This is a genomic window from Streptomyces sp. H27-H5, from assembly GCF_026627505.1.
In the GTDB taxonomy this organism is placed as follows: domain Bacteria; phylum Actinomycetota; class Actinomycetes; order Streptomycetales; family Streptomycetaceae; genus Streptomyces.
Map to the genome: position 1 here is coordinate 144,011 of NZ_JAPNLK010000001.1, position 21,373 is coordinate 165,383.

Below are 21,373 nucleotides of genomic sequence, written 5' to 3' on the forward strand. Positions count from 1 at the left end.
CCCATGGCTACGCAAGTGGAACATTCCGGCCCTGCGGTCAACGCCCCCGTCGCACCGGGGCGGTTACCGCTCCTGGGTCACGCACTACAGTTGTGGCGACAGCCGATAGCGTTCCTGGAGTCGTTGCGCGAACACGGCGACATCGTGCGCCTCGACATCGGCACGTGGCCCGTGCACGTCCTCACCAGCCCGGAGCACGTGCACGCCGTACTGGTGCAACAGGCGCAGCGCTTCGGCCGCGGACGGATCTTCGACCGGCTGCGCCCGGTGTTCGGCAACGGCATCGTGACGACCGACGGCGAGTTCCACCGCAAGCAGCGCCGGATGATGCAACCGGCCTTCCACCGCAACCACATCACCGACTACACCGAGGTGATGAGCCGGCAAGCGGAGGCCATGTCCGCGTCGTGGACGGCGGGGCGGGAGATCTCGATGGTCACCGAGGCGCGCGGGTACGCGATGTCGTCGGTGGCCGAGATGATCTTCTCCGGTGAACTGAGCCGGCCTGCGGTCACGGAGGTGCACCGCTCGTTGCCCATCGTCCTGGAGGGCATGCTGGTCCGCGCGGTCATGCCCAAGGCCCTGGACCGCCTTCCGATCCCGTACAACCAGCGGTTCGACGCGGCGGCCGGGCGTCTGCGCCGGACCATCGACGAGGTGATCGCGCAGTACAGCGCAGAGAAGGGCGCGGAGGGTCACGACCTCCTCTCGCTGCTGCTGTCCAGCGTGGACGCCGAGTCGGGCGCGACGATGGCCGCCGAGCAGGTGCGCGACGAGGTGCTCGCCATCATGCTGGCCGGCACGGAGACCTCGGCCACCACCCTCGCCTGGGTCTTCCACGAACTCGGCCGCCATCCGGAGGTGGAGAGGCGCCTCCACGAGGAGGTCGACGCGGTGGTGGGCACCCGCCCCGTCCGCGCCGACGACATACCCGAACTCACCTACACGAACCACGTGTTCCAGGAGGCACTGCGGCTGCACTCACCGCTCCTGTTCACCAGGCGGGCACTGTCACCCCTCACCCTGGGCGGCGTGGCGATCCCCGAGGGAGCCGAACTGGCCTACAGCCCTTACGCGTTGCACCGGGACCCGGCGCTGTTCCGGGACCCCACGGTCTTCGACCCGGACCGCTGGCGACAGGAGGGGAACGAGCGGGGGCGGACCCAGAAGTACATCCCGTTCGGGGCGGGGCAGCACAAGTGCATAGGCGACTCGTTCGCGGTGACGGAGATCCTGACCGCCGTGGCGAGCGTGGCGTCCCGCTGGCGACTGGTGCCCGCGCCCGGCGTGACGGTCCGTGAGGTGCCCGCCGGGATACCCCAACCCAGCGAACTGCCCATGATTCCCGTGGCGCGGCACTAGCGGGATCCGACCGATCGCTTCCTGCAAGGCGGCTTCTCGCCAGTCCCTGACGTGCCCCCCGGGGAGCGTCAGCCGAGGATACAGCGTTGTCCTCGAACGAGTGGCGAGATGCCGCAATAATGTGCTTAAGCAGCAACAACTCGCTTCTTGGCCCGTACACTCGGCCGCACGCGCCGGAGGGGGCAAGAATGTCAGACGTCACGGACCCGCAGGGGTGGGCTTCCCAACCTTTACTTGAGCGGGAATCCGAAGTTCTCGCGATCCACCGCGCGGTGGACGAACTGTGCGGCACCTCGCGCACCGGCCCCACCACTCGTCGTGGTGGCGTGCTGACCTTCGCCGGAGCGGGTGGCATCGGCAAGACGACCCTGCTCACGGAGGCCCGTCGGCATGCCGCCGAGCGGTCCTGCACCGTGCTGTTCGCACGGGGCGGCGAGCAGGAGAAGCAAGTGCCGTTCCACGTGATGCGGCAACTCATACAACCCACGTTCGCCGCCATGACCGAGGAGGAGCGGCGCGACGTTCTCGGCAACTGGTACAGCATCGTCGCGCCGGCGCTCGGACTGACCGCCGCCCCGAAGGGCCCGACGGCGCCCGACCCGCAGGGTGTGCGCGACGGCCTGGACTGGGTGGTCACCCACCTGACCGTGCGCAGCGCACCCGTGGTGCTGGTCGTCGACGACGCGCACTGGGCGGACGCGGAGTCCCTGGCCTGGCTGACCGCCTTCGCGGCGCGGGCCGAGGAACTGGCCATGCTGATCCTCGTGGCCTGTCGGCCCAACGAGATCCCCGCCGACGCCGCCTCGCTGCGGGCCCTGATGAGTCGCCAGGGAACACGTCCGCACGAGCTGGCCACGCTCACCACGAGCGCGGTGGCACGCATCGTCCGCGACGCCCTCGGCGAGAGCGCCGACGACGTGTTCTGTCGAGAGTGTTGGGCGATCACCGGCGGAAACCCCTTCGAGGTCGTCGAGTTGGCGATGAAGGGTCGCGATCGTGGGCTGAAGCCCCACCAGGACAACATTCCGCAGCTCCGCGACCTGGCCTCCGCCGTCAAGGGCAGCGGGCTCATCGACCGCCTCGAACAGCTCGGGCCGTCCACGGTCCGGCTCGCGTGGGCCGCCGCCGTCCTGGGTACCGCCGTCCCGATAGGCATCGTCGGAAGCGTGGCGGCGCTCGGTGAGGCGCAGGCCGCGGAGGCCATCGACCAACTGCGCAACGCCCGCATCCTGACCGTCCTCACCAGCCTGCGCCGGCAGGAGGTCGTCGAGTTCTTCCATCCGCTCATCGCGACCGCCGTGTACCGGTCGATTCCGCCGGGCGTGCGCGTCGGCATGCACGGGATGGCCGCGCAGGCCATGGTCGACGACGGTTTCGGCGCCGCGGCCGCCGCCCGCCACCTGCTGGAGATGCATCCCGAGGGCGACCCCTGGGTGGTGCAGCAGCTGCGCCAGGCCGCACGCGAGAGCTTCTCCGCGGGAGCCCCCGATGCCGCCCGCCGCTACCTGGCCCGCGCGCTGCGCGAGCCGCCGGACATGGAGGACCGGGCCGAGGTGCTGTTCGAGCTCGGCTCCGCCAACCTGCTGCACGATCCCGCGACGACCATCAACCAGCTCCGGGCCGCCCTGGAGGAACCCAAGACCGAACAGGCGCTGCGGGAGGCGATCACCTACCGTCTCGCCCAGGCACTCGCCCACACGGGACAGATGGCGGAGGCGGCCGGGCTCCTCGCGGACGAGGCGCGGCTGTCCACGAGTTCCCGCACCCGACTGCGCATGCAGGCCGAGCAGTTCAAGTGGAACTCGGTCCGGTTGGACGAGGAGAACTCACCCGCCCGGTCCCGGCTCCTGGCCCAGTTCGCCAAGCGCCTGAGCGGCCGCGGTCTGCCCGAGCGGCACATCCTGGGGCTGCGGGCCTGGGACGCCGCGATGCGCGGCGAGCCCGTCGGCACGGCTCTGGACTACGCGGAGCAGGCGCTGACCGGCGGCATGAGCTGGACCGACCAGGACTTCGGGTTCGAGGTGCCGGCGGTCGTGGCCGTCACGCTCATGTACTGCGATCAGCCGGGCCGTGCGGAGGAGCTGTTCAACACCGGCATCGTGGAGTTCGAGGGGAAGGGCTGGCGCGGAGCGCACCTGTCGTTCGTCTACACCCTGCTGGGTTACGTGCGCTACCGGCGCGGACGGCTCGCCGAGGCCGAGGACTTCGTGCGCAACGGCTTGCAGATCGCCGACCGCGTCGGGCACGGCATCCCGGCGCAGTGGTACGCGATCGGCACGCTCATCGAGACGCTGCTCGCCCGAGGGAACACGGCCGAGGCGCAGCGGGTCGCCCAGACCTACAAGCTGGCGGAGGGTCTGCCCAAGGCCGTGGTCTATCCCGACCCACAGGCCGTCTGGGGCAAGCTCCTGCTGGCGCAGGGACGGATCGACGAGGCGGAGCAACAGCTCAGCGCGGCGGGCAAGCGGCTCGACCTGCGCGGCACGCGCAATCCGTCGTGGAGTCCGTGGCAGCTGGACCTGGCTCTGGCGCAGGTCACCCACGAGCCCGACCAGGCACGCGCCACGGCGACCGAGGCGTTGGCGCGGGCCCGCGCGTTCGGGGCGGCGAGCGTGATCGGGCAGTCCCTGCGCGTCCTGGCGACGACCATGGACCCGTCCCGGGCGGCCCTCCTGTTGCAGGAGGCGGTGGGTCATCTCGAACAGTCGCCGGCCGCGTGTGAACTCGCGCACGCGCTCGTCGACCACGGTACGGCGCTGCACACCCTGGGCGATCCGCACCAGGCGGCCCAGCAGCTGTACCGCGGCATGGAGACCGCTGCGGCCTGCGGTGCCGACGCGCTCGCGGCCCGGGCCCGCTCCCAACTCGCCTCGGCGGGACTGCGCCCGCGCCGTCTGCACACCTTCGAGCAGGACACGTTGACGATCGCCGAGCACGCGGTGGCGCGGCACGCCGCGCTCGGGCTCGACAACGCGGCGATCGCGCGGGAGTTGGGCACGGACGTGCGGACGGCGTCGGAGCTGCTGTCGGCTTCCTTCACCAAGCTGGGCACCGATCGCCTCGGCCTGCGGAGGGCGCTGGGGATCTGAGGGGCGGTGCGGGGGGTACCGACGGGCGGCCGCGGCGCGGCCGCCCGTCGCCGCGTGCACGTCCGTCCTCGCGCGTGCACGTCCGTCCTTGCGCGGGTGCGTTTCCTCGCGTGCGCGCCTGCGGCTGCGTCCGCCCGCGCCGCGGTGAAGAGCACGGCCGCTTCCTTGATCTCGCGCGAGCGGGGCCCGGGGACCGGCGTGCACGAGCCCGCTTCCCGTCCGGCCGCACCCAGCGCGCGCCCGACCACCTGCGACGTGACGATCGGGGGGAGAACGCCGCGGCCGGAAAGGACTCGCGCAGTGAGCACTCGCACACCAGACGAACACGCTCCCCTGAGCCGGAGTACCGGTGACCACGGCAGTGCCCGGCCGTCGTCCCGTACCCGCCCCTCGTCCGGCGCCACCCCGTCGCTCACCGACGGGGCGCACCCGGCCCGCGCGATGACGCCACCGCCATGGTGCTGAGCGTGATACCCCCCCGCGTGCCGCTCCCCGGCAGTGGCGGGTTCCCGGGAGACGGACGGTACGGCGAGAGCCCGCGGAGCGGACGCGTGGTGCGCCGGGGACTCTCCCTGACCGGTGCCGTGCTGGCGACGGTCTTCTACTGCCTGTCCCTGACGCCGGCCCTGCTGCCCCGCCCGTGGTGGCTCCAGGGGGTGGAGGCGGGGGTGACCGCGGCCCTGGGGTACGCGCTCGGCGCGGTCCTCGGCACGGTCACGCGGGCGCTGGCCGGGCGCAGGCTGATCCTTCCCGCCCGGTCCCCGCAGCGCGCCGCGTGGTCGGCGGTGGCCGGGGTCTGCCTGGTCACCGTCGTCGTGACGACCGCGTTCAGCGTGTCCTGGCAGGGCGACATGCGCCGGGCCGTCGGGATGCGGCCCCAGGTGGTGTGGTGGCAGTGGGCGCTGGTGCCCGTCCTCGCGGGCCTCGTCGCCGGGCTGCTCCTGTGTGCGGCGCGTGGCCTCAGGTTGGCCGCCCGCACGGTGGCGCGGCCGCTGACGTGGTTGGTCCCGCGCTCGGTCGCCTACGGCACGGGGATCGCCCTGGTCGCCTTCCTCGTCGTCGGTTTCGTCCAGGGCTTCCTGCTCAAGGGCGTCCTCCACGTGGTGGAGAACGGGGCGTCCCTGGCGGACCAGGGGACGAGCAGGGGCGTGGTCCGCCCGACCTCCACGACGCTGTCGGGAGGCGACGGCTCGTACACGCCCTGGGACACCCTGGGGGCGAAGGGCCGCGACTTCGTCGGCGGGGCGAGCACCCGTGCGGACATCGCGCGTTTCACCGGGCGGGACGCCAAGGATCCGGTCCGGGTGTACGTGGGTCTGCGTACGGCGGACTCCCTCGACGAGCGGGCCCGGCTCGCCGTCCGCGAACTGGAGCGCGCCGGGGGGTTCGAGCGGGACGTGCTCGCCGTGATGGGCACGACGGGCACCGGCTGGGTCAACGACCAGGGAAGCCGGCCGCTGGAGTACCTCTGGTTCGGCGACAGCGCGTTGGTGGCCATGCAGTACTCGTACCTGCCCAGTTGGGTGTCCGTCCTCACCGAGGACGAGGCGGCCGACGCGAGCAGGGCGCTGTTCACGGCGGTGTACGACAAGTGGCGGACGCTGCCCGCCGAGACCCGGCCGAAGCTGCTCGCGTACGGCGAGAGCCTGGGTTCGTACGCCATGGAGAACGCCGTCGGCGGCACGCTGAAGGGCCTGACGAGCCGCACCGACGGAGCGTTGTTCGTCGGCCCCACGTACGCCAACCCGCTCTGGAGGACGCTCACGGACGGCCGTGCCCCCGACAGCCCGTCGTGGCGGCCCGTGGTCGGCGACGGGGCACGGGTGCGCTTCGCGCAGGTCCCCTCGGATTACGCGATTCCGGCCGCGCCGTGGACGGGCCCGCGGTCGGTGTACCTCCAGAACGGTTCGGATCCCGTGGTGTGGTGGTCGCCGGAACTCGCCTATCGGCACCCCGACTGGCTCGACGACCCCAGGGCGCGGGACGTGTCGCCCGCGATGCACTGGTATCCGGTGCTGACGTTCTGGCAGGTGGTGTGCGACCTGGCCGGCGCCGACGGCGTGCCCGAGGGGCACGGGCACCGTTACGGCACGATGCCGACGACCGCCTGGGCCCAGATCACCCGGCCCCCGGGCTGGACGCCCGAACGGACCGCCGCGCTCGCCGCGCACCTGGGCGGCCGGCCCCGGCACTGAGAACGCGCGCGGGGTGTCCGCCGCCGGCAGCCGGCCGGCGCCCCGCGCGTCGGTGTCCGCGAGGTCCCCGGACCCTGGCGGCCGGGAGGGTCAGCCAGTGGGCTCCGCCTCCGTTGCCGTTGCCGTTGCCGTCTCCGTCTCCTCCTCCGTCTCCGGGGGGTCCTCCCAGGACAGGATGTGGTGCCGGCTCTCCGAGGTCCCGGCGGCCACATTGCGTCCGACCACGTGCATGGCCGCCTCCTCGGCGGACTCCTCCCCCGCGTCGTCGCCCGCGTCGAAGCCCATCACGTCGGTGTTGCGCCGCGAGCCCGCCTCCGTCACGGAGACCAGCCGACCGACGCCGTCCTCGTCGAGGAGGAACGGCGCGCGGGGCGCGTCGCCGATCTCGGGCACCTCTTCGGCGAGTCGTTCTTCGAGCGACTGGCCCTCGCTCTGTTCGCGCCCCGTGGTGCCGTGGCGCGTCACCACGCTCGGGCGGTCCGCGGCGGTCCGGTAGCCCTCGTCGAGCCCGAGATCGGCGTTCGGCTCGTCGAGCGCGTTCTCCATGTCCGGCTGCCCCTCGGACGTCTGGTCGGTGTCCTGGGGCTGGTACACGTCGTCGCCCTGGCCATTCGTTTCATCGACCATGGTTCTTTCCCGTCTGGGTTGACGAGCCTCGGCCAGGACCGGAGCGGCGTACTCGCCGGTACGTCCGTTCTCCGCTCCCCGGCGTGTGACCGCCCGCACCGTCCATGCGCCGCATCTCCCTCTCGCGTACCGACCGGCCATGGTCAGAGCGCTCAGGCTCTCCTCCCATCATGGCCGTACTCCCGCCGGCTGACGAACGCTGCACCGGTGGCGCCCGGGGCCCCGGCCCGGTACGTCCGGCAGCGGGCGGAGTTCCGGGCCGTGCCGGCCGCGCCGGGGTGGTCGGGGTCCCGCTCGTTCACCCGGACAGGGCCGTTCGACCGGCGGACGCCCCGCCGTCCCCGGTGGTCGGCCCGTACTTCAGTAGCGTCGGCGACGAGGCGGCCCACTCACGGCGCCACCGTCCCCCGACATCTGTGAGGCGTTTCCCCCATGAGCCTGAGCATCCGCAACCAGTTGGCCGGCACCGTCACCTCCGTCACGACGGGCGAGGCCATGGCGACCGTGAACGTGCGCCTGGCGGGCGGCCAGGACATCACCGCGGCGATCACCACCGACGCGGTCAGGGACCTCGGGTTCACCGAGGGCTCCGCAGTCAAGGCCCTCGTGAAGTCCACCGAGGTCTCCCTGGCGACCGCTCCGGTGGAGGGCATCTCCATCCGCAACCAGATCCCGGGCACCGTCACCGACGTCGCCACTGGTGGCGCCATGGGCTCCGTCAAGGTGACCGTGGAGGGCGGCGAACTGACCGCCGCCATCACCAAGGACGCCGTCGAAGCCCTCGGTCTGACGGCCGGGACCTCCGTCGTGGCCCTCGTCAAATCGACCGAGATCTCCCTCGCCACCGCCTGATCACCGCACGGCACGCGTCCCGCGGCGCGCCGGCCGGCCACCGCTTCTCCCCCGGGGATGGTCATGGACGGGCCGACTGTCCACCGGTTCCCGGCCACGACCGCGCCGGACGGCGCTCCGCGCGACGCTTCCCGGGCCGCCGCCCGGGAAGGTCCGGCCCACGGCCTCACCGCCCCCGCCCGCCCCGCCGGCGAACGACGGCCCCACGCGACACGGGTTCGACGCCCGCCCGGCCCCCGGGATCCGGGGTTTCGCGTTCACGTTCGGACAGACACGCGTCACACCACGACGTGTCCGCCCCACCGTCCCGACCCGTCACGTACGAGGTCGGGACGGTTCACCCGCCTGCAGAATCATTCCTTCACCAACTCCCGTGATTCAAAGCGCTCTTGTGTGCAGACGGAACGGCCGGTAAGTGCCACGATGATCCATGCTTCAACCGTCAGTCGGGGTGACCGAAACCAGTTGTCGGCCCCCTCGGCAGCCCTACGCCACGAAGGGGCGGGCAGACATGAGCGCTACACCATTCACTTCTCCCTTAGGCAGCGGGCAGGGCCTGGACGATGAGCAGGTGCGGCTCTACTACGGCCGCAAGACCGCGGACATCCTCCACAAGTACGGCCCGGGTCCGCGTGTCCACTTCCACTTGGGGATGTTCGGGCACGACACGCACCCGCACACCACGGTCCCCCAGGACGTGATCAAGCAGCGCATCGTGGGCGCGCAGGAGGAGATAGTCGAGCACGCGGCCCGCTCCTGGGGCGCGTACGAGCGGCCACCCCGCACCCTCCTCGACATCGGCTGCGGTCTCGGCGGCGGCTCCCTGTACTGGGCCCAACGCCACCGCGCGAGGGTCACCGGCCTCACCATCGCGGCCGAACACGTCCCGCTGATCCGGCACTTCGCACGACAGGCGGGCGTAGGCGACCGGGTCCGCGCCCACGTCGCCGACATCCACACCCACGACGCCGTGCGGACCTACGACGCCGCCTACGCCAACGAGAGCAGCGGCTACATGGACCGCACCCGACTCTTCGAGGTCGTCGCGAGAGCCCTTCGGCCGGGCGGCTGGTTCGGCATACAGGAGCACTTCGTGTGCCGGCCCGAGTGGCGCGGCTTCCTCGACGACTACTACAAGACGCGGCTCGGGACGCGCGAGGAGTACGTGAGCGCCGCGTCGGCGGCGGGCTTCACCCTCGAACGGGACGAGGACGTCACCGACGGGGTGGCGGAGTTCTGGGTGCAGTCGATGGCCTGGAACACCTGCGAGCTGGACCGGGTCCGGGCCGGCGGCGCCCCGGCGGCATGGACCCTGAGGCGCCTGGAGGAATCGACCGTGGTGCACAGCAGACTCTTCCGGCTCTGGCGCGACCACGCGGTCGAGACCCGACTGCTGCTGTTCCGGAACGGGGGCTGAGGACCATGACGAGCATCGATCGCCCTTCCCGGATCGGCAGGCCGCTGCCGGCGTTCCACTGCCCCCTCGACACCGGGCTGGTCCACCCCCGGGCGAAGGAACTGGAGGCGCTGGCCGTCGACTGGCTGGACTCCCACGGGATCCACACCGATCCCGTCGAACGGGCCTGGAGCCTGGCCACGCACAGCGCCGACTTCTCGTGCCGCATCGTCCCGCACGGGGACGATGCGGCCCTGCTGCTGTTCATCGAGTGGAACTACTGGGCCAACGCCGTCGACGACTGGCAGGACTCGGGGGCGGACGACGTCCGCACGGCGGCCGTCGCCGACCACGGCGCGCGGCTGCTGCGGACCATCGAGACACCGGGGGCCGGCGTCCTGCCCGACGGGCCGATGACCCGCGCCCTCGACGACCTCGTGACGCGCACGCACGCGCTGCTCACCCCGTTCGAACTGCGCCGGTTCACCGAGGGGACGCGTGACTGGCTGCTCGGGGCGGCCTGGGAGGCGGCGAACGCCGAGCGGGGCCTGATGCCCGGCCTGGCGGACTTCGCGGCCCTGGGAACCCTGGCGAACGGCACCCGCTTCTCGCTCACCTGGGCCGACGTGGCCAACCGGGTCCGGTTGGCCCCCGAGGTGTTGTACGCGCCGGCGGTGCGGGCGCTGACCGACGCCGCGGGATTCGTCGTCAGCGCCGACAACGACCTGTTCTCGTACGACAAGGACGATCACATGGAGCCGCGGGAGGTGAACCTGATCAACGTGATCGCCCACCAGGAGGGCCTGACACCGGCGCGGGCGGTGCCGGTGGCGGTGGCGCTCCGGGACCGGGCGATGGGCCTCTTCCTGCGACTGCGCGAACAGGTGGCCCGCGACGCGGACGAACCGCTCGCCCGCCACCTGGAGGGGATGGGCCACTACATCGCGGGCTGCCTCGCGTGGCAGGACCGGGCGCCGCGCTACGCCAGTCCGCGCAACCGCAACGAACTGCCCGTCGAAGGGGCCCGGTTCGACATCCGCTACAGCGACGTGCCGAGCGACGACCGGACGGAGGCACCGCCGTTGCCGGCCCTCGCCTGGTGGTGGGACCTGCTGGACGGGTGAGGAGGCAGCCCGCGCCCGCGAGCCCGGCCTGATCCGAAAGACAGGCCCTACGCGCCGGGGCCCGCGCCGTTCGTGGCGCGGGCCCCGGTGCGGACGGGCCGGATCGTGCTCAGCCGAGTCCGAGCAGCCGTCGCCACCAACTCGGCCTGCGATGGGTGGCGGAGGCCGCGGGCATCGCCGCCGGCCGCGGCGGGACGGGCCCGGTCGGGGCGTGCGGGGGGTGGCCGACGGCCAGCTCCGGGAAGGGGTGGGGGCCGCTCTCCGCCCCGCCGTCGTCCAAGGGGCGGGGTGTGAACCGTACCGGCAGGGCCAACAGGTGTCGGGACATGAGCGTGCCGCGCCAGCGCAACTCACTCTCAGGCACCCCCAGTTGGAGGTCGGGCAGCCGACTGAGCAGTACTTCGATGCCGGTGTCGGCGATGGCCCGGCCGATGTCCTGGCCGGGACACTCGTGGGGGCCGCTGCTGAAGGCGAGGTGCGAACGGTTGCCGTGCACGGACGCGTCGGGATCAGGCCGGATCTGCGGATCGGCGTTGCCCGCCGACAGGCCGAGCAGCAGCATGTCGCCGGCCTTGATGTCACGCCCCCCGAGTCGGGTGTCCCCGGTGGCCCACCGCCCGATGATGGTGTTGATCGGCGGGTCGTCCCACAAGACCTGTTCGAGCGCGTCGGGCAGCGTCATGTGACCGCCGGAGAGGCTGGCGCGGAAACGCCGGTCGGTCAGGACCGTCCGCAGGGTGTTCGCGATGAGGTTCGCGGTCGTCTCGTACGCCGCGATCAGCACGACGCGCAGGTGCATGAGCACCTCCGTGTCGGTGAGGTCCGCCGGATGCTCCAGCAGCCAGGAGGCCAGGTCGCGGGCAGGCACCGACTTGCGGGCGTGGACCAGTTGTTCCAGGGTCGCGGTGACGTACCGGTCGCTCTCCAGAGCCGTCTCGGTCCCTTGCAGCATGTCGCGGGCCGCCTTGACCAGGCGGGGGCCGTGCTCGTCGGGTGCGCCGACGAGCTGGGTCATGACGAGCATGGGGAGCTGGTCGGAGAAGGCGGCGACCAGGTCGGCGCGTCCGTCGGCCGCGATCCGGTCGATCAGCTGGTTGGCGAAGCGGGTGACGTGGCGGCGGATGCCTCGTCTGTCGAAGCGCAGCAGGGACTCCACGACGGCGCCGCGCAGCCGCTCGTGGACGGGTCCGTCGGTGAAGTTGCACACCGGTACCCACGCGACCATGGGGCCCAGCGGGGTGTCGGCCGGCACCCTGCCCTCCCGCATGTCGCGCCAGCCCCGCGGGTCGCGGGCGAACCGCGAGGGGGTGCGGGCCACGTCCAGGTTCTCGCGGTGCCCGAGGACGAGCCAGGCCCGCAGTTCGCCCTGGACGAGGACCGGGGCGACCGGGCCGTGTTCCGCGCGGAGCTTCTCGTACAGACCCGCCGGGTCCGACGCCGCCTCCGGTCCGTCGAGCCGGTGCAGCCCGCCGGGGGCCGCCGCGGCGTGCGCGGGGCACCCGGGCGGCGGGGTGGGGTTGGTGCTCACAGTGCCTCCGTGGTTGCTGCCTGGGAGTGCAGGTAGCGCATGAGGGTCAGCAGGACGTCGCGGGCGGAGCCCCGGCGTCTGGCGTCACAGACGAGGATGGGGACCGCGGGGGGCAGGTCCAGGGCCTGGCGGAGTTCTTCGAGCGGGTGCTCGGGCGCGTCCGGGAAGGAGTTCACGGCGACGACGAAGGGCACACCGCGCTCTTCCAGCCGACCGATCACGTCGAAGCTGATCTCCAGCCTCCGGGTGTCGAGGAGGACGACGGCTCCGAGCGCGCCCTCGAACAGTCCCCGCCACAGGAACCAGAAGCGCTCCTGTCCCGGGGTGCCGAACAGGTAGAGCACGAGTTCGTCGTTGATGCTGATCCGGCCGAAGTCCATGGCGACGGTCGTGGTGGTCTTGCGGCCCACCCCGCGCGTGTCGTCCACGCCGATGCCCGCCTTGGTCATCGTCTCCTCGGTGGTCAGCGGCCTGATCTCACTGACCGCGCCGACCATGGTCGTCTTGCCCACGCCGAAGCCGCCGACGACGACGATCTTGACGGCGGTGGCCGTCGACTGCGGGAGTATGTCCTCGTGCCGGGGTCCGGCGACGGCCGGCAGGTCAGAGCTTCTGTAGTCCATCGATCACGGCCTCGATCAGAGCGATGTCGGGAAGTTTGGCGACGGGCACGGGCGGGCGGACCAGGACCTGTTTGCCCGCCAGGAGATCGCCGATCAGGACGGTGACCACGCTCACGGGCAGGCCCACGTAGGCCGAGATCTCGGCCACCGACAGCGGTGCCTGGCACATCCGCAGGATCGACGCGTGCTCGGGTTGCATCTCCGGGCGCGCGCCCGCCTTCGCGACCACGAGCGTGACGAGGTCGAGGCGGGTGGAGGTGGATGAACCGCTGCGGCCACCGGTGATGACGTAGAGCCGCTCGGGACTGTCCTCCTCCCAGCCTGCGGGGGGCTCGCTCACGCGGGGTGCCCGTCGTGCCGAGGCGGAGTGCTCAGGTGTTCTCCAATCCGGCTCACCAGGTCGCGCATCTGCGCGCCCATCAAGCCGGCGTCGACACCCTCGTCCGCCAGTACCGCCAGGTAGGAACCGGAACCGGCGGCCATCAGGTAGAAGAAGCCGCCGTCCATCTCGATGACGACCAGCCTCATCCGCCCTTCGGAGCGGGGCAGTTCGGAGGCGACGGCGCCGGCCAGGCTCTGCAGGCCCGCGCACGCGGCCGCCAGCCGGTCCGCCGTGTCGGTCTCGGCCCCGTACTGGGCCACGCACAGGCCGTCCGCGGACAGCACGATCACGTGGCGTGTCTGTGGGACTCCGGAGGCCAGGTCCTTGAGCATCCAGTCCAGGCTGCTGACTCGCTGTTGCATCACTGCTTACGTCCCTTTGTTCGCTGGGCCCGGGCCATCGTCCTCGCCGCCGGACGTGCCGGACAGACCGTTGTGGAATGCCTCCAGCCACATGCCGGGCGCCGCCTCGTCCGCCGGGGTCCGGGAGGGGAACCCGTACGGTGCGTCGGGCGCGACCTCCCGGTCCTTGCGCCGCCGCTGCGGCAGGCCGGTGGGGGTGCGCTCGGTGACGACAACGGCGTCGTCGCCGCGGCCGGGTCGGGCCTGGGGCACCGGGCGGGCCGCGGGCGGCGGGGGCGGCGCGGAGGTCTGCGCCGAGAGGTGGTCCACGGGGTGCTGCCGGGGGCTGGGGGCGGCGGCCCGCGGACCGGAGGACGCGCCGATGCCGTGGGCGAGCCCGGTGGCGGCCGACGTCGTGGTGATCAGGTCCTGGGGAACGATGAGTACCGCGCGCACCCCGCCGTAGGCCGAGGACCGCAGGGAGATCTGGAACCCGTAGGCCTGCGCGAGTCGGCCGACGACCGCGAGGCCCAGGCGCGGGGTTTCGCCGAGGTCGTTGAGGTCGATGCCGGTCTGGGCCTGGGCGAGCATCCGTTCGGCCCGCTTGCGGGCCTCCTCGCTCATGTTCACCCCGCCGTCCTCGATCTCGACGGCGATGCCCGACTGCACCTCGACGGCGGTCAGGTGCACGCGGGTGTGGGGCGGCGAGTACCGGGTGGCGTTGTCGAGCAGCTCGGCCAGCGCGTGGATCAGCGGTTCGACGGCGGGGCCGACGACCGCGACCTCGGAGACCGAGTGGAGTTCGACGCGCTGGTAGTCGATGATGCGGGACATCGCCCCGCGCAGGACGCTGTAGAGGGGGACGGCCCGGCTCCACTGGCGGCCGGGGCGGGCCCCGCCGAGTACGGAGATCGAGTCGGCGAGTCGACCGACCAGGGCGGTGCCGTGGTCGAGTCGGAGCAGGTCGCCGAACACGTCGGGGTTGCGGCCGTGCCGGTCCTCCATCTCGCGCATTTCCTGGGCCTGTTGGTGAACGATGGCCTGCACGCGCCGGGCGATGTTCACGAAGGCGCGCTGCGCCGACTCGCGGAGGTTCTCCTCCGCGTCGACGGCGTCGACCACACGGGCCAGCACCGTCCGCAGGGCGCTCTTGAACTGCGGCGTCATGGAGGTGTCCGCGCTCCAGCGCGAGGTGTGCCTGCCGTTGCCGACGAGCGAGTTCAACACGTCGTCGGGGAACTCGCCCCGGCGCAGCCGGTCGATCACCTCGGGCAGCAGTACGTCGGCGAGGTGGATCGTCTCGGCCTCCTGGCGCCGCAGGGCGGTGAGGAGTTCCGTGACCTGTGCGCGGCGGGCGGCCGCGGAGCGGCCGCGGAGCACCGCCTCGACGACCGCCGCGACCGTGCAGGCGCCGCCGATCGCGATCCACACCACGGGGGCGGACCCCGAAGCGGAGACCAGCGCGCCGACCAGGCAGGTCGCGGCCACGACCACGATCGCGGGGAGTGTCCAGCTTATCCCGGCCTCGAATGAGGAGGCCGCGGGTGGGGAATGTTCTTGCGCCATCAAGTTCCTCGAGCCATCGAAAGAGGGGATCTTATGACCGATGGGCGGGAGCTTAACGGGGCCAACTCGGCTGGTCCGGAGTTTCGTTGTTGTTCATCAGACGGAGGAACGATAATGCGCCATGACGTGGACGGAGGGGAAAGATGTTCGATACGACCCCCGTTCGGAAAGGTCGCTGTTGAGAACACCGTGCACGGTCAACGCAATTGAATCGGCGCGCGATGATTCGAACATTCTTTGCGGAGCGTTCAGGTCACGACGCCCGGGTGACCTGACGCCATTCGGTGGGATCGGGTAAGGGGCCGCACACGGAAGGGCCGTCCGCACCGGGGGAGCGGTGCGGACGGCCGTGGTCGTCCTCCGGTCGCCGGCACGGCGGGGCCGTGGGGGAGACCGGATGCGCGGAGAGCTTCATTCGTCGGGGTCGCGGCGCCGGGGTTCCTTCGCCCGGCTCGCGGGTGCCGCTACTGGGGGCGGGCGAAGTCCTGGGTCCACCACGGGCCTCCGGCCTGCACGACGCCGACGCCGATCTCGGTGAAGTTGCAGTTCAGGATGTTCGCGCGGTGCCCGGGGCTCTTCATCCAGGAGTCCATGACCGCGGTCGCGTCCGCCTGCCCCCTGGCGATGTTCTCGCCCGTCGCGGACCACTTGTAGCCGGTCGCGCTGATGCGGCCCGACATGGTGGATCCGTCCGGTCCGGTGTGGGAGAGCTCGCCGGAGCGGGCCATCACCTCGGTGTAGGACTGGGCCGCGGAGGTCAGTCTGGCGTTCGCCGTCAGGTCGCCGCAGCCGGCTTCCCGGCGTTCGGCGTTCACCAGGCTGATGATCTGGGCGACCGTCCCCGAGGGAGGCGGGACGGGGTCGGCCGGGGCGGGCTTCCTGGGTTTGCCGGCCGGCTTGACGGGGGCCGGTGCGGGGGCCGCCTTCTTCTCCGTCGTGTCGCGGGTGACGGCGGCCGTGGGGGTCGTCGCGGAGGCCTTCGGCGAGGCGGACGAGGTGGTGGGGCTCGGCGAGGCGGACGCGGAGGCGGAGGGGGACGCTGACTCCGTGGGCCGCGCGTCCTGCGGCGTCGCGGAGCCGGGCACGGAGCCGCCGGCCGGGAGGGCGTCGGCGCGGACGTCGGAGTCGGCCGTGCGCACGTTCCCCGCCGAGTCGCCCGTGAGGTCCAGGGCGAGCACCCCCACCGTGCCGGCCGCCAGGGTCCCCATGGCGGCCAGGACCACGCGCCGGGCCCGCGGGTGGCGCGCGGCGCGGTGGCCGGCGGGTATGCGGGGCTGGGGGGTTCGCATGGCAGGGGCCTCCGTACAGGCGGGTGTCGCACACGCCGGGTCGCGCCACGGGCGTGCTGCCGCGCCGGTGTCGGGCGGCTCCGTACGACTGTACGAGTCGCGCGGGCCGCCGGACGGTCTCTGAAGGGAGCCCGCAGGTGCCCTTAAGGAACTGCTCAGACTCCGGTGCCGCGGGCCGGGGCCGGACCATGTGGGTGTCCGCCCGTGCGGCCGGTGCCGGTGCCGACGGGGTCAGTCCGGCTGTTGTCGTGTGCCGCCGTGTCGGCGCCGACCGCGCAGGGAACGTCGGGCGGTGTCGGTGGAGCCGGTGGAGAGGCCGAAGGTGACGCGTACGGACGCGCCTCCCAGGGCGGCCCGTCCGATCCGTACGGTGCCTCCGGTCGCCGTCGCCGCCCGCCGGACGATGTCCAGTCCCAGGCCCGTCGAGCCGGTGCTGCTCCCCCGCGTCAATGCCTGGTCCGGGTCGGGGATGCCGGGGCCGGCGTCCTCGACCAGCAGTTCCACGGCCTGCGCGGTGCGGTCCACGACGATCGCGAACGCCGTGCCGTCGGTCGTGTACCGGAAGACGTTTCCCACCAGGGCGTCCACGACGGCGGCCACGTCGTCGTGGGCGAGGTCGACGGTGGTGTCCTCCTCGGTGATGCGCAACGAGCAGCTTCGTCCCTGTTGTTCGGCCAGTACGGCCCAGAAGCCCGCCCGGCGCCGGATCACCTCGGCGGCCTCGCACCGCTCCCCCGCCGTCTGCCCGTGGGCCACCGGCGTCGCGGCGCGCGTGTCGGCCGCCTCGCGCAGGGCGCGTCCCATCGGTCCCATGGCGAGCGGGGTGCGTGCGGTGGTGATGATCGCCTGGAGTTCCGCCTCCAACGCGCCGACCGCGGCCTCGACCCTGCCCGACTCCAGGCTCGGGCCCATCCGTTCGGTGGCGAGGTGCAGGGCCGTCAGCGGGGTGCGCAGACGGTGGGAGAGGTCCGCGACGAGTTCCCGTTCGATGGCGAGGAGTTCGGTCATCCGGTCGGCCATGGCGTTGAAGGCCACGCCGGCGTCGCGCAGTTCCCTCGGCCCCATGGGGACGACGCGGGTGCTGAGGTTGCCCTCCCCCAGCACGTAGGACGCCTGGGCGAGTTCCTTCGAGGACCGGACGACCTTCGCGCCGAGGCGGTCGGCGACGAGTACCGAGCCGATGAGCAGGCCGACCGCCAGGACCAGCATCACGGTCCACGAGGCGGCGACGCCCCGGGTCAGGTCGTCCTCGGGGACGAAGTTCTCGACGACGGCGACCCGGTCGTGCGGGAGCACGACCGGCTGGAGGTAGATCCAGCCGCCGCCGGGCACGTCCTGGGAGATGGACTCCCGTCCCTGCTTCGCCCGTTCGAGCAGTTCGGCGGGGGCGTGGCTGGTGCCGAGCTCGCGGGCGTCGGGCAGGTGGATGGCCAGGTGGTCCGCCCGGTCCAGGCCCGCCATGGATTCCCGGAGGTCGTCGGGGTCGGTGGTCAGGGTCAGGATGGGCGCCATGGCGGCGGCGGGTTGTTCGGCGGCCGTGATGCTCTGCTCCCGGGCCAGCGACATGACCAGTACGGCGAGCGGGATCAGGAACGAGAGGGCGACCATGGAGGTGACGGCGAGGGCCACTCCCGCCAGGGAGCGTCTCACCGGGGTTCCACCATTTTGATGCCGACTCCCCGCACGGTCCTGAGATAGCGGGGTGCGGCCGCGCTCTCGCCGAGTTTGCGACGCACCGCCGACAGGTGCACGTCGACCGTCTGGTCGTCCACGTAGGGTTCGCGCCACACCTCGCTCAGGAGCCGGCGCTTGGAGACCACCTGTCCGGCGTGGTGGGCGAGGAATGCCAGGAGATCGAACTCGCGGCGGGTGAAGCGGAGTTCCTGTCCGGCGAGGACGGCGGTGCGGGCCACGGGGTCCAGCGTCAGTTGGCCGACGGACACGGGCCGCATCAGGTCGGCCGGGCCGGCAGGCCGGGGACCGCCGGCCGGATCCGCGGTGTGTGGCGCGGTCGTGCGGCGCAGCACCGCGGAGAGACGGGCCACGAGTTGACCGCCCGAGAACGGTTTGACCAGGTAGTCGTCGGCGCCGGCGTTGAGCAGCCGGATGATCTCCGCCTCGTCGTCGCGTGCGGTGGCGACCACCACGGGCACCGGGGATATGCCTCTGATCATGCGGAGTGCGTCGCCGCCGTCCAGGTCCGGCAGGCCGAGGTCGAGCACGACCGCGTCGAACGACGTCCGGGTGATTTCCCGCAGGGCTCCGAAACCGTCGCCGGTGTTGTGGACGGCGTACCCCTGCTCGGTGAGTATTTCGATCAGGAACGCGCGAATGCGGGGGTCGTCCTCGACGACGAGTACACGGGGCATGCGGGACACCTTATCCAGCGGTCCATTTGACCGGAATCGAGGAGCCGGGTGTCATTCTCCACAGCCTTCCGACATTCCACCGGATGTCGGTCACGGGAATGTGTTGCCCTTTCCGGTGACGTTCAGGGCGGCCGGATGGTCCGTCACCACGTCGGCGTTTGACCGCGACGGGCCGCCCGGCGCCGCCTGCCGCGTCAGAAGGACGTCTCCCGGACGGTGGCCCGCGCCGACGGCACGACGGTCGCCGTGATCTGCGAACGGTGACCGCTGCCGCTGAAGGTGACGGTCAGTGTGTCGTCGGCGGACTGGGCGGTGGCCACCTTGAATCCGGGCGCCGGGACCGCGGAGATCAGGCACACCCCGTCGTTTCCGTACCGCACGGTCGCCTTGCCGCCCGTCGACGGGATCGTGTGCGGTCCCGACCCGCCCCGTTCGCAGCTCTGGGCCGGGGTGGTGCGTGGGGTGCCGCTCGGGGTGGAGGGGGCGCTCGCGCGGCTGCTCGACACGGACGGGCGGGGCGTGTTCGCGGCGGTGGGGGACGGCGAGGAGGCCTGCGGGCCGGGAGCCGAGGGCGAGGTGGAGGCGCTCGCGGAGACGGACGCGGAAGCGGAGGCGGTGACCGGCGCCGGCGGGCTCGGCGAGGGGAACACGGTCGGCGCCGACCGGGCGACCGGGGGCTTCGGGCGGGTGGAGCCCGTCACGAAGTCGACGGTGGCCATGACGGCCGTCACGCTGGCGGCCGTACAGGACACCCATATGAGCAGGTAGCGCGGAAAGCGGAAGCGGTGCACGCCACCATAGTGACGGAGGCGCGGCCCGGTCGGTGACCCGGTACGCGCTCCCCCGCCGCCGGGCTCACCGACCGGCGGTGCGCCCGGCGGCGGCGCCGGCTACGGCGCCATCTCGTACGTCCCGGACACGGCCTCGACGCGCGCCCACACGCGGGCGGACCGCGCCTCGTCCACGACGGGGCGTCGTACCGCGCCGAGCGCCCAGTCCTGCTGCTGCTCGGTGGCGGAGTCCTTGCCGTGCAGCTCGACGGCGTGGGCGGAGAAGTCGCGCACGAGGACGGAGAACAGTTCGTCCAGCACGTCCTCGTCCAGGCCCGTGAGGCGGGCCTGCTCCAGGATCAGCTGGCCGTGGACCACGAGGGCGAACAGTTGGCCCACGGCGAGCAGCAGGTCCAGGTCGCGGCTCTGCTCCTCGTCGGGGGCTGCGGTGGCGACGAACTCGCACAGCGCGTCCGCCTGCTCGCGCAGCCGCGCGACGTTCGGGACCTCGGCGTACGCGTCGTAGGCGGCGCGCCAGTCGTGGAAGCGCACGGAGCCCAGGCCCCGGGCCGGGCCCTGGCGGAAGAGGAACGCGTCGTCGGCGGCGTCGAGCCGGGTCGGGACGGGTGCGTAGTCGGCCGGGTCCAGCAGGTGGTTGCGCATGAACTTGAGGATCAGCGCGAGGTTGACGTGGACCGTGCCCTCCAGCTTGGGCAGCCCGCGGATCTCGACGGCGGCCTGGGCGAAGTACGTGTCCTTCTCGAAGCCCTTGGCGGCGATGACGTCCCACAGGAGGTCGATTACCTTCTCGCCCTCCGTGGTCACCTTCATCTTCGTCATCGGGTTGAAGAGCAGGTACCGGCGGTCGTCGGGGCCCGCGGAGCGGAAGTAGTCCACGGCGCGGTCGCTGAAGAGCTTCATTCCCACGAGGCGGACGTACGCGTCGCTCAACTCGCGCCGCACGTGCGGGAAGGCGGTGACGGGGCGCCCGTAGAGCACGCGGTTGTGCGCGTGGGTGACGGCCTCGTACATCGCGTGTTCGCAGATGCCGATCGAGGCGGTGCAGAGGTTGAACTTGCCCACGTTGACCGTGTTGAGGGCGGCGTCGAAGGCGGCCCGGCCGGTGTGCAGGACGTCCTGCGGGGTGACCGGGTAGTCCGTCAGACGGAACTCGCTGACGTACTTCGAGGAGTCGACGACGTTCTTCACGAGGTCGTACGACGGGTGGCGGCTGTCGGCCGCGAAGAAGACGTACCCGTCGGGGCCCTCGACGTCGGTGCGGCGGCCGAAGACGGAGACCAGGCCGGCGGCGTTGCCGTTGCCGATGTAGTACTTGGAGCCGCTCGCCCGGAATCCGCCGTCGCCGTCGGGCTCCAGGAGCATGTCGGTGGAGTAGATGTCGGCGCCGTGCGTCTTCTCGGACAGGCCGAAGGCGAAGACCTCGCCCTGGTCGAGGAGTTCGGCCGCTCGGCTGCGGGCGTCGGCGTTGTCGCTCTGCCAGACGGGCCCGAGACCGAGGATGGTCACCTGCCACGCGTACCAGTAGTCGAGACCGTAGAACCCGAAGATCTCGTTGAGGGCGGCGATCCGGGCGGTGTCCCAGCGCCGGTCGTCCTGTCCGGAGACGGACGCCGGGGTGAGGAAGGTGGCGAACAGGCCTTCCTTGGCGGAGAACGCGAGGAAGTCCCCCAGCCAGGCGCGGGACCGGTAGTCCTCGATCAGCCGGCGCTTGCCGCGCTCCTCGAACCAGTCGACGGTGGCGCGCAGCAGCCTGCGGGTCTCGGGGTCGAAGTGCTGCGGATCGTAGGTGCGCGGGTTGAACAGCAACGGGTCGGCCATGGAGGTTCGCCTTCCGAGGGG

18 protein-coding genes are annotated in these 21,373 nt (G+C 72.0%); 7 read left to right on the top strand and 11 right to left on the bottom strand.

The features are described from left to right. The first annotated feature begins 3 nt into the window (after window positions 1–3). From OTB19_RS00720 to OTB19_RS00730, 3 genes are all read left to right on the top strand, one after another. Window positions 4–1,362: a cytochrome P450 gene (locus OTB19_RS00720; RefSeq protein WP_267795930.1), complete on the top strand. Its 1,359-nt coding sequence runs from the start codon at window positions 4–6 to the stop codon at window positions 1,360–1,362. Between the two features lie 188 nt (window positions 1,363–1,550). After that, on the top strand, window positions 1,551–4,451 hold the full coding sequence (locus OTB19_RS00725) for an ATP-binding protein (RefSeq protein WP_267795931.1): 2,901 nt from the start codon (window positions 1,551–1,553) through the stop codon (window positions 4,449–4,451). Window positions 4,452–5,002: 551 nt separating this feature from the next. Next, window positions 5,003–6,646: an alpha/beta hydrolase gene (locus OTB19_RS00730; RefSeq protein ID WP_267795933.1), complete on the top strand. Its 1,644-nt coding sequence runs from the start codon at window positions 5,003–5,005 to the stop codon at window positions 6,644–6,646. Between the two features lie 90 nt (window positions 6,647–6,736). On the opposite strand, the gene OTB19_RS00735 is transcribed toward OTB19_RS00730, so the two are convergent. After that, window positions 6,737–7,273: a DUF5709 domain-containing protein gene (locus OTB19_RS00735; RefSeq protein ID WP_267795934.1), complete on the bottom strand. Its 537-nt coding sequence runs from the start codon at window positions 7,271–7,273 to the stop codon at window positions 6,737–6,739. 432 nt (window positions 7,274–7,705) lie between these two features. Here OTB19_RS00735 and OTB19_RS00740 point away from each other — a divergent pair, with 432 nt between their 5' ends. From OTB19_RS00740 to OTB19_RS00750, 3 genes are all read left to right on the top strand, one after another. Further along, window positions 7,706–8,125, top strand: a complete 420-nt coding sequence (locus OTB19_RS00740; RefSeq protein WP_267795935.1) for a TOBE domain-containing protein — start codon at window positions 7,706–7,708, stop codon at window positions 8,123–8,125. 511 nt (window positions 8,126–8,636) lie between these two features. Continuing rightward, window positions 8,637–9,542 carry an SAM-dependent methyltransferase gene (locus OTB19_RS00745; protein WP_267795936.1) on the top strand — a complete coding sequence of 302 codons (906 nt, stop codon included), beginning with the start codon at window positions 8,637–8,639 and terminating at the stop codon, window positions 9,540–9,542. Between the two features lie 5 nt (window positions 9,543–9,547). Beyond that, window positions 9,548–10,645, top strand: coding sequence for a terpene synthase family protein (locus OTB19_RS00750; RefSeq protein ID WP_267795937.1), 1,098 nt, complete (start codon window positions 9,548–9,550; stop codon window positions 10,643–10,645). Window positions 10,646–10,754: 109 nt separating this feature from the next. On the opposite strand, the gene OTB19_RS00755 is transcribed toward OTB19_RS00750, so the two are convergent. The 9 genes from OTB19_RS00755 to OTB19_RS00795 all read right to left on the bottom strand — a co-directional run bounded on the left by OTB19_RS00755 (window position 10,755) and on the right by OTB19_RS00795 (window position 19,123). Further along, window positions 10,755–12,173: a cytochrome P450 gene (locus OTB19_RS00755; protein ID WP_267795938.1), complete on the bottom strand. Its 1,419-nt coding sequence runs from the start codon at window positions 12,171–12,173 to the stop codon at window positions 10,755–10,757. After that, complete coding sequence (locus tag OTB19_RS00760; RefSeq protein WP_267795939.1) at window positions 12,170–12,796, bottom strand: GTP-binding protein; 627 nt, start codon at window positions 12,794–12,796, stop codon at window positions 12,170–12,172. The genes OTB19_RS00755 and OTB19_RS00760 overlap by 4 nt, the downstream gene beginning before the upstream one ends. Next, entirely contained in the window at window positions 12,777–13,136 is a 360-nt protein-coding gene (locus OTB19_RS00765) for a DUF742 domain-containing protein (protein WP_267795940.1), read from the bottom strand. Before OTB19_RS00765 ends, OTB19_RS00760 begins: the two co-directional genes overlap by 20 nt. Further along, window positions 13,133–13,540: a roadblock/LC7 domain-containing protein gene (locus OTB19_RS00770; protein ID WP_267795941.1), complete on the bottom strand. Its 408-nt coding sequence runs from the start codon at window positions 13,538–13,540 to the stop codon at window positions 13,133–13,135. The genes OTB19_RS00765 and OTB19_RS00770 overlap by 4 nt, the downstream gene beginning before the upstream one ends. A gap of 6 nt (window positions 13,541–13,546) precedes the next feature. After that, the gene (locus OTB19_RS00775; protein WP_267795942.1) at window positions 13,547–15,085 is read right to left on the bottom strand and encodes a sensor histidine kinase; all 1,539 of its coding nucleotides are present in this window, start codon (window positions 15,083–15,085) and stop codon (window positions 13,547–13,549) included. A gap of 464 nt (window positions 15,086–15,549) precedes the next feature. Beyond that, complete coding sequence (locus OTB19_RS00780) at window positions 15,550–16,374, bottom strand: CAP domain-containing protein (protein ID WP_267795943.1); 825 nt, start codon at window positions 16,372–16,374, stop codon at window positions 15,550–15,552. Window positions 16,375–16,605: 231 nt separating this feature from the next. Continuing rightward, on the bottom strand, window positions 16,606–18,024 hold the full coding sequence (locus tag OTB19_RS00785) for a HAMP domain-containing sensor histidine kinase (RefSeq protein ID WP_267795944.1): 1,419 nt from the start codon (window positions 18,022–18,024) through the stop codon (window positions 16,606–16,608). Further along, window positions 18,021–18,743, bottom strand: coding sequence for a response regulator transcription factor (locus tag OTB19_RS00790; RefSeq protein WP_267795945.1), 723 nt, complete (start codon window positions 18,741–18,743; stop codon window positions 18,021–18,023). Before OTB19_RS00790 ends, OTB19_RS00785 begins: the two co-directional genes overlap by 4 nt. Before the next feature lie 194 nt (window positions 18,744–18,937). Beyond that, window positions 18,938–19,123, bottom strand: coding sequence for a hypothetical protein (locus OTB19_RS00795; protein ID WP_266952790.1), 186 nt, complete (start codon window positions 19,121–19,123; stop codon window positions 18,938–18,940). 7 nt (window positions 19,124–19,130) lie between these two features. On the opposite strand from OTB19_RS00795, the gene OTB19_RS00800 reads away from it, so the two are divergent. After that, window positions 19,131–19,511 (top strand): hypothetical protein, encoded by a 381-nt coding sequence (locus OTB19_RS00800; RefSeq protein ID WP_267795946.1) that lies wholly within the window; start codon window positions 19,131–19,133, stop codon window positions 19,509–19,511. Between the two features lie 122 nt (window positions 19,512–19,633). On the opposite strand, the gene OTB19_RS00805 is transcribed toward OTB19_RS00800, so the two are convergent. Next, the gene (locus tag OTB19_RS00805) at window positions 19,634–21,352 is read right to left on the bottom strand and encodes an acyl-CoA dehydrogenase family protein (protein WP_267795947.1); all 1,719 of its coding nucleotides are present in this window, start codon (window positions 21,350–21,352) and stop codon (window positions 19,634–19,636) included. Window positions 21,353–21,373 lie beyond the last annotated feature (21 nt).

Bases quoted from the DNA above. Each gene is read 5' to 3' on its own strand.
- OTB19_RS00720 (WP_267795930.1), top strand. From the start codon at position 4: ATGGCTACGCAAGTGGAACATTCCGGCCCTGCGGTCAACGCCCCCGTC.
- OTB19_RS00760 (WP_267795939.1), bottom strand. From the start codon at position 12,796: ATGGACTACAGAAGCTCTGACCTGCCGGCCGTCGCCGGACCCCGGCAC.
- OTB19_RS00775 (WP_267795942.1), bottom strand. From the start codon at position 15,085: ATGGCGCAAGAACATTCCCCACCCGCGGCCTCCTCATTCGAGGCCGGG.
- OTB19_RS00725 (WP_267795931.1), top strand. From the start codon at position 1,551: ATGTCAGACGTCACGGACCCGCAGGGGTGGGCTTCCCAACCTTTACTT.
- OTB19_RS00745 (WP_267795936.1), top strand. From the start codon at position 8,637: ATGAGCGCTACACCATTCACTTCTCCCTTAGGCAGCGGGCAGGGCCTG.
- OTB19_RS00735 (WP_267795934.1), bottom strand. From the start codon at position 7,273: ATGGTCGATGAAACGAATGGCCAGGGCGACGACGTGTACCAGCCCCAG.
- OTB19_RS00790 (WP_267795945.1), bottom strand. From the start codon at position 18,743: ATGCCCCGTGTACTCGTCGTCGAGGACGACCCCCGCATTCGCGCGTTC.
- OTB19_RS00780 (WP_267795943.1), bottom strand. From the start codon at position 16,374: ATGCGAACCCCCCAGCCCCGCATACCCGCCGGCCACCGCGCCGCGCGC.
- OTB19_RS00740 (WP_267795935.1), top strand. From the start codon at position 7,706: ATGAGCCTGAGCATCCGCAACCAGTTGGCCGGCACCGTCACCTCCGTC.
- OTB19_RS00805 (WP_267795947.1), bottom strand. From the start codon at position 21,352: ATGGCCGACCCGTTGCTGTTCAACCCGCGCACCTACGATCCGCAGCAC.
- OTB19_RS00770 (WP_267795941.1), bottom strand. From the start codon at position 13,540: ATGCAACAGCGAGTCAGCAGCCTGGACTGGATGCTCAAGGACCTGGCC.
- OTB19_RS00750 (WP_267795937.1), top strand. From the start codon at position 9,548: ATGACGAGCATCGATCGCCCTTCCCGGATCGGCAGGCCGCTGCCGGCG.